This window comes from Bartonella sp. CL435QHHD, assembly GCF_042195095.1.
In the GTDB taxonomy this organism is placed as follows: domain Bacteria; phylum Pseudomonadota; class Alphaproteobacteria; order Rhizobiales; family Rhizobiaceae; genus Bartonella.
On record NZ_JBHINS010000084.1, the window covers coordinates 1 to 7,434 of the forward strand.

Below are 7,434 nucleotides of genomic sequence, written 5' to 3' on the forward strand. Positions count from 1 at the left end.
AACTTACACTGAATAGCCACATAGCCTTCTTGATGACGAAGCTTAGCAACCAGATCAATGCCGATATCATTTTTATTCCAACCTTCACGCTCTTCAGCCCATTCATAATAGGTTTCTACCTTTTCATATCGTCCATAATGGAGAGGGTCATGCATAAGATAAGCCATGACAAGATTTTCGAACAGTGTTCCTAATTCACGGGGTGATTTAGCTCGTTGACGATAATATTCTAAGAGAGAGCGTAAAGTGACATGTTCATTATCATACTTATTAAAGTGATGCATATTACAACAGGGCTCCGTTTTCACATAAGGGTTTAATTCTCTTCAAAAGAATCAAAACGAAGCTTATTAAATCCATTTTGAACGAATTGAGAAAAAATGCAGAAAAATGCTAAAAAAGCCGATAATTTTTTCAAAAAGTTTTTTTAAAGCTTGTTTATCCACAGCCCATGACACGGGGTCAGATCAGCAAAATAGTGAAATTTGCTGTTTATTTTATGGAAAAAAGACAAATGAAGCATGTGCTTTTAAATTATCATAATGATTATTTTGATAGGTTTTATGAGTCACTAAAATAATCTATTTTGTCAGTTTAATTTACTGACACAAACTGACAAATATATATTATTGATTGTATTTAAGGTTGTATTATCGATATAGGTTGTATCGTTAAAATACTAACATATTGAAATATAATGTTTTTAATTTTCTCTCATTTAAAAAAAATAATATAGGAGCTAGAATGAACTGACAAGACTGACAAAACTCTTCTGATAAGGTCACTCAGATCATTTGCTTTTGGAAAAAAGTTCCTTGATGAGAATGCCATAAAAAGAGTTTTGCGTGGTTGTCTTAAAGACTTCAAAAGAGATTTCTTATTGTTTTATGCTGTTGTTTTTGACGATAGGATGTGCTTGATAGCATGATGTCTCGTTTATATGCGTGTTGAGTGGCTTAGAGGAGCTGGAGAGTGAATTTATCTCTAATTATTGATAAATATATTGTAGCATTAAACTGGGGATATTGATGTATTAACCATTGACGGGCTAAACAGTTTTGTTTAGAGGTCTTTTTACATAAATGTGGGGGAGAGATCTTCAGCAGTTAAAATAAAGCAGTTTTTGGGTGTCACTTTTTTGGTCACAAAGGCATGTGCTTTTGTTAAAAGCGTCATAGGGCAGTGGCTGTTTTGAGTGGACTTGTTAGAGGTTTCATGAAGTTCTTTTAAAGAGTGCTTCATGAATAATGCAAAGCGGGGGCAATCTGTATTGTTATTGATATTTTTACGCCAAAGTTCTCTTTTGAGAATTTTTCGTGCCATTGTTGTTTTCTTTGGCTTGTTTACAGGTGTAAATGTTTATGCGCGCTCCTCAGCTATTTTTCATTCCCCAACAGATAATTTTTCTCGCCAACAATCTGAGAAGCAGCAATTAGAAAGAATTGAGAAATTACGGTCTTTAACGCCTAAAAGGATCAAGACGCCTTCAGAGCAAAATCCAGAAACGCTTTTGGATGGGAAGCAATGTTTTCCCATTCATGCTGTTGTTGTTGAGGGAGTGCATCATGTCAAAAAGCGCTCTATATCAGCCGTAACAGAGCCTTATGTTGGAAGATGTATTGGGCTTTTTGATATTCAGCTCTTAATCAAGAAGTTAACCAAAGTTTATTTGGATCAAGGCTATGTAACGGCGCGTTTTTACATTCCTGATCAAGATATCAAAAACAGCAAGACGCTCAAATTTATTGTCGTTGAGGGCAAGCTTTCAGAGATTTACTATAATGGTTCACCGGCATCTCGTTATAACAATGTTGTGTGGAGTGCTTTTCCTGGGCTTCAAGGTCATGTTCTGAACATGCGCGATATTGAACAGGGGCTTGATCAGATCAACCGTTTGAGTTCAGCGCACGCTCACAGCGAACTTCTTCCAGGGCGTGAAGAAGGGAGCACCATTGTCAATATTAACAATCATCCCGATAAAACTTTCAAGGTTACTGTTTCTCATGACAATATGGGACAATCTTCCACGGGTTATGCGCGTTATAGTGCGGGCTTGAGGGTAGAAAATATTTTAGGGATGAATGATGCGTGGGATTTTAACTATCAGCGCAGTCAGACAGATTATTGGGGTGGGAGCAAGCAAGAAGGACATAGCAATAACATTTCAGCGAGTGTGAGTATTCCGTACGGTTATTGGACCTTTGGATTGAATGGCACTGTTTATAATTACCAAAGCATTATCCCTGGCAATTTTACCGATATTGAGACGACGGGGGATTCCAGTGAGTTGCACGCCAGTACAAGCAGGGTTCTTTACCGTGATGGTGTTTCCCTTACTACCTTGAATTTAGGTCTTTCTTATAAAAGAACCAACAATTACCTTCTTGGCAATAAGATTGAAGTGGGCAGCCGTCAATATAGCGTCGCCAATTTTGGGATTTCGCATTCGCGCCAGATGTTGGGGGGGACTTGGACCTTTGATGTGAGTTATTTGCAAGGGCTCCCCTTGTTTCATTCTGTCAAGAAGCACGATCCAGGGGCAGGGGATGCGGAGCCACAATTTGCCAAATTTACCGGTACGCTTAGTGTCATGACGCCTTTTAAGGTAGGGGGCTTTGACTTTATACTGAGCAATCTTTTGAGTGGTCAATATTCACCGCATAATTTATTGGGGGCTGAACAGATTTCGTTGGGGGGCGCTTCCAATGTTCGTGGCACGCGTGAGAGTTTGCTTTTTGGCAATAACGGTTTTTTTAGCCGGAATGATTTGTTGTTGCGCACCATTCCGTGGAGCAATCACGCGACCTTTAAAAAAGTTTTTGGTGAACTTCGCCCTTATGTTGGTTTGGATTATGGGCGTGTGTTTTCGCAAGCTTTGTATGGGATTAAGAGTGACCAGCTTGCCGGTTGGACAGCAGGTGTCAAGCTTGCGGGAGGCATGGTCTCTCTTGATGCCAGTTATTCCAGTATTTTTTGGAGCACAGTTAAGCACAAAAAATCAGGAACATTTTTTATGACATTAACAATGGAACTTTAAGCATTTTTTATTGGGGAGTTAAAGTATGAGATATGAGAAGAGAGCAGAAAGAGCAGCTTTATTAGGTGTTTTGGTCTCCAGTACGATGCTCAAAAAGGTTTTATTTGGGGGACTTGGTTTTTCTTGTTTGTTAGCCCCTTCAGTGTTACAGGCACAAATTACTGTGGATCCTAACGCGAATGCTGCCCATCGCCCAGATATAGTGACAGCGCCCAATGGGGTTCCCTCGATTGATATTGTTACCCCCAATGGCAAGGGCTTATCACACAATAAATATAACGATTTTAATATTGGAAATCCAGGTGTGATTTGGAACAATCATGCGCAAGAAGTGGGGCAATCGCAGTTGGGGGGCATTATGCCGGGCAATCCGCATTTGCGCCTCACGGGTTCGGCGAAAGTGATTTTAAATGAAGTGACCAGCAGCAAGCGCAGTGCTTTGAATGGTCCAGGAGAGGTTTTTGGGAGCCCCGCCGATGTGATTATAGCCAATCCCAATGGGATAAGCTGTGATGGTTGTGGCTTTATCAATACACCCCATGCGACCTTAACTACAGGTGTACCCGAAATTGATGCGAGCGGTTTTTTGAAAGGCTTTGAGGTGCGAGGTGGGGATATTACCTTTGGCGCCAAGGGAGCCAATTTTTTCTCTGGTCAAGGGGCGGTTGATATTGTCGATATTGTCTCACGCACAGTGCATTTTGAAGGAGCTGTTGCGGGCAAGGAAATTGGAGTGACAGCAGGGACGGGTCACTTTGATTATGCTTCTCGTGAGATGAAAGAACTGACTGATATTACCGGTAAACCGGAATATGCGATAGATGGCTCTGCTTTGGGGGCTCTACAGGCGGATCAGATTAAACTTGTGGCAACAGAAAAAGGTGTTGGGGTTCGCATGCGCCATGATATGGCAGCCAATGCGGGGCAGTTGCATCTTTCTGCTGACGGGAAAATCTCGTTGAAGAATGTTTTTGGTCATGGGGGTGTTGTTCTCAAATCGAAAAGCCAGAGCGTATTGGCAAAGCACATCACCTCGAAAAAGCATATTGATATTGCCGCCCATAAGGATGTGACGTTAGAAACGGTTGGCGCTGATGGTCATTTGAAGATAGAGGCGCAGGATGGGCTTTTATCGATTGCCGGTAAGGCAACCTCTGGGGGCAATATGGAGCTTTCTTCGCGCCAGACACTTCAAGTTTCAGGGCTAGGGTCAGGCGCTGATATGGCTCTTGAATCGGGCGGAGACTTGAAGCTTGAGGGGATTGTTTTAGCGCAAGGGAACCTCAAGGCGCATGCCGGTGGTGATATACAGGCGCAGCTTTTAGCCGGTGGGGTTGATATGGCGGCAACGGGTGCTGCTGGTGTTGTTGTTCTTGGCACCCAAGGGGATGTTGATCTCCAGAGCAGTCAAGGTGCGATTGTCGCTGAAAGTGTTTATGGGGCAGGAGATATCACCCTGGTTTCTCATAACGGGCTATCTGTTTCTCAAACAATTCTGTCGCATCAAAATGTTGCCATTCAAGCACAACCAGCAACAAATGCTCCCGTTCATTTTAGACAACTTTTAGCCTATGGCAAGGCAAATATTGAGGGTGGGGCGGTTGACTTTTCTTCACTGATGACGGGTGAAAAAGCTGTTTTAAAGGTTGGCAGCCTTGATGCTGGCACACTGATGACAGGTGTCGTTTCTACGGGCGGTTCAGGGGATCTTGTTTTAGATAAAAACGGTTTTCTTTTGATTACAGCAAAAGAAGGGGTGAAGGTTGGTCAGATTGCCAGTGGTGGCAATATTGAAATTTTTGCAGGCAACGACATCTATTATGATCAGGTCATGGGCTATGGCAGCGCAACATTGACATCGGTATCTGGAGAGATCAGTGTTGAGAATGTGTTGTCTGCTGAGGGGGATGTGAGATTGACAGCAAACACTCTCGATTTAAGCAATAATCGTTCTCATATTTACACGCCGCAAACGCTGTATTTAATTGCAGATCATATTGATGTCTCAGAGAGCGAATTGGCTTATGGCGGTTTAGACTTTCAAAGCACCAATGCCCTTGAGATTCACCATGCGCGGCTACAAGCCGTGACAGATCAGGGAGGGACTGGAGATATTCTTTTTGTTGCCCCAAGCGTTATGGTTGATGAGACAACGTCGGTTTTAGCAGCACGAGATTTCGTGATCAAAACGGGGGAGCTTGGAAATAGCGGTCAATTGGCATCGGGGCAGGATTTAGTCTTTAGCGTGACGGGCAATGTGACCAACAACAAAACGGGCTTAATTTATGTGAAGGGCAATGGTGCTTTACAAGTTGATGGTGCTTTGCTCAATGATTTTGGCACCATAATGACAGAAGGTGATTTATCTTTCACCAATGCAGATGGCAGCGGAAAAAGCCTTTCGCTTGTGAACAAAGCAGGCTTTATTCAAGCTGGTGGAAACTTAAATATCCAAACCAACACCCTAAAAAACGAAGCCGATAGCACGCCTGTCATCACGGAAAAAACGGAATATAGCGATATTTCTTTCCAAAGACCAAAGGGTTCTGATAGGCTCAGTGATGGGATGTTATATCAAGATGGTCCCAACCTTTGGGGAAAGGGACACGAACATCAAAGTCATACCGGACCTTTTGACGGGCACGTAAGAATTTTCTTGGATGTTCCTCTTTGGTCGAGCAAAGAAGAAACCTATGGCACCGCAATTTCAAGCGATGGAACAGTCTATAAGGCATTTACTTGGGAATTTAAGCCTGTCTATGATCAAAAGTCCGTAAAACGCTATCGATGGAATGGTGATAGATGGGGGTTCTTATCCCCAAACGAAGACTGGTCACACATGACAGAAAAGACTGTCACGCAAGGTTTTTCTCATAAACCAGTTTCGGGGGTAATACAATCTAGTGGCAATCTCATCATTAACGCTGATACCATTGACAACCATTATAGCTCTATAGAAGCAGGGGGTAATGCCGATATCCACGCCAATGTGCTGACCAATTTAGGTGCAACGGCTTATAAAAAAACTTATCTGGGTTGTAATGCCAATACGCAGGATGGTTATTGTTATGGCTATAAAGCTGATGGAAGCCGCGATGTTTCTTTAGATATAGCCGATGGCAAGGATCGCCATACTGGTTCAGAAGCTCTTGATGCAGCTCCTGGTCTTGTCCAAGCGGGTGGCACGTTGAATTTGGTGGTCGATCAACTCAATAACACGGCAGCGGAAGGTTCGATTACAGGGGATGCGCATTTTAAAGCACAAGCAGCTGAACGTAAACCACTGGAGTCCTTAAGTGGTTTAACCGGGGTTGATGCTCTCTTTACACCAAAAGTGGATCTCAATAATGCGGGGGAACTTGCTGAGGGGCTTCCTTTACCAAAGCCCCAATCGGGTGGGGTTGGGGGCACGCTACCCAATCAAAATTTCATTTATGAAACGCGGGCAGAATTTCTTGATGTCGGCAAGTTTTATGGTTCAGCCTATTATTTGAACAGAATTGGCTACAATCCTGATCGGGAGATTTTTTTCTTAGGCGATGCTTATTTCGAAAAGCAGCTGATTGAAAAACAAATGCGTGATCTGGTTGGTCAAGGTTTGGGTAAAGGCTCCTTTATTCCTGGAAGTGATGCCATTGAACAAGTCAAAACCTTGCTGGATGTCGGGGCAGAATATGCAAAAGCACACAATCTCCCCTTTGGTGAGGCTTTGAGTGAAGAACAATTGGCGTCCCTAGAAGCCCCGATGGTGATTTATGTGCGCCAACAGGTCAAGGGCATGGATGTTTACGCACCGGTGCTTTACATCCCTGAAAAAGACAGAGCCTCCTTTGTTTCTGCTGGGGCTTTGATCATGGGCGATGATGTCAATATCACCAGCCAAAATACAAGCAATTCCACAATAACCAATTCAGGGTGTATTGCGGCAAACCACCAATTGCATGTGCATGGCGGGGATATCCTCAGTCAAGGAGGGCATTTTGCGGCGGGTGGGGATGCTGTTCTCCTTGCGGAGAAGAATATTCGTTTGGATGCAGGGCGCACAACGGTTGACGGCGTGGAGACCGTATTAAACACCGAGGCGCTTTCTGCTGGTGGTAATGCAACGGTGATTGCTAAACAAAATATCACAGCCTCCGGGGTGGGGATCACTACCGGAGGTGATCTTGCCATGGCTACAGAACAAGGTAACTTGACGATCGGTTCAGCAGAAACCCATTACCATGATGAACAGGGTGATGCCACCATGCATCATAAATCAGAAGTCAACTCTGGTGGCTCAACGACACTTCTCTCTGGACAAGATTTGAATATTCTAGGCTCTGATGTTCAAGCAACGGATAAACTTCTCTTGCAAGCTGAGAGCAATGTTTCGATTGATGCCACACGCAACAGTG

2 protein-coding genes and 1 pseudogene are annotated in these 7,434 nt (G+C 43.5%); 2 read left to right on the forward strand and 1 reads right to left on the reverse strand.

Going from position 1 to position 7,434, the window contains the following annotated elements:
• Nucleotides 1-284, reverse strand: a pseudogene (locus tag ACFILH_RS09125) (helicase); the annotation flags it as partial.
• 956 nt (nt 285-1,240) lie between these two features.
• On the opposite strand from ACFILH_RS09125, the gene ACFILH_RS09130 reads away from it, so the two are divergent.
• Nucleotides 1,241-3,037, forward strand: coding sequence for a ShlB/FhaC/HecB family hemolysin secretion/activation protein (locus tag ACFILH_RS09130; RefSeq protein WP_375667690.1), 1,797 nt, complete (start codon nt 1,241-1,243; stop codon nt 3,035-3,037).
• 25 nt (nt 3,038-3,062) lie between these two features.
• Nucleotides 3,063-7,434: filamentous hemagglutinin N-terminal domain-containing protein (locus ACFILH_RS09135; RefSeq protein ID WP_375667692.1), on the forward strand; the 4,372-nt coding region annotated here is incomplete at its 3' end.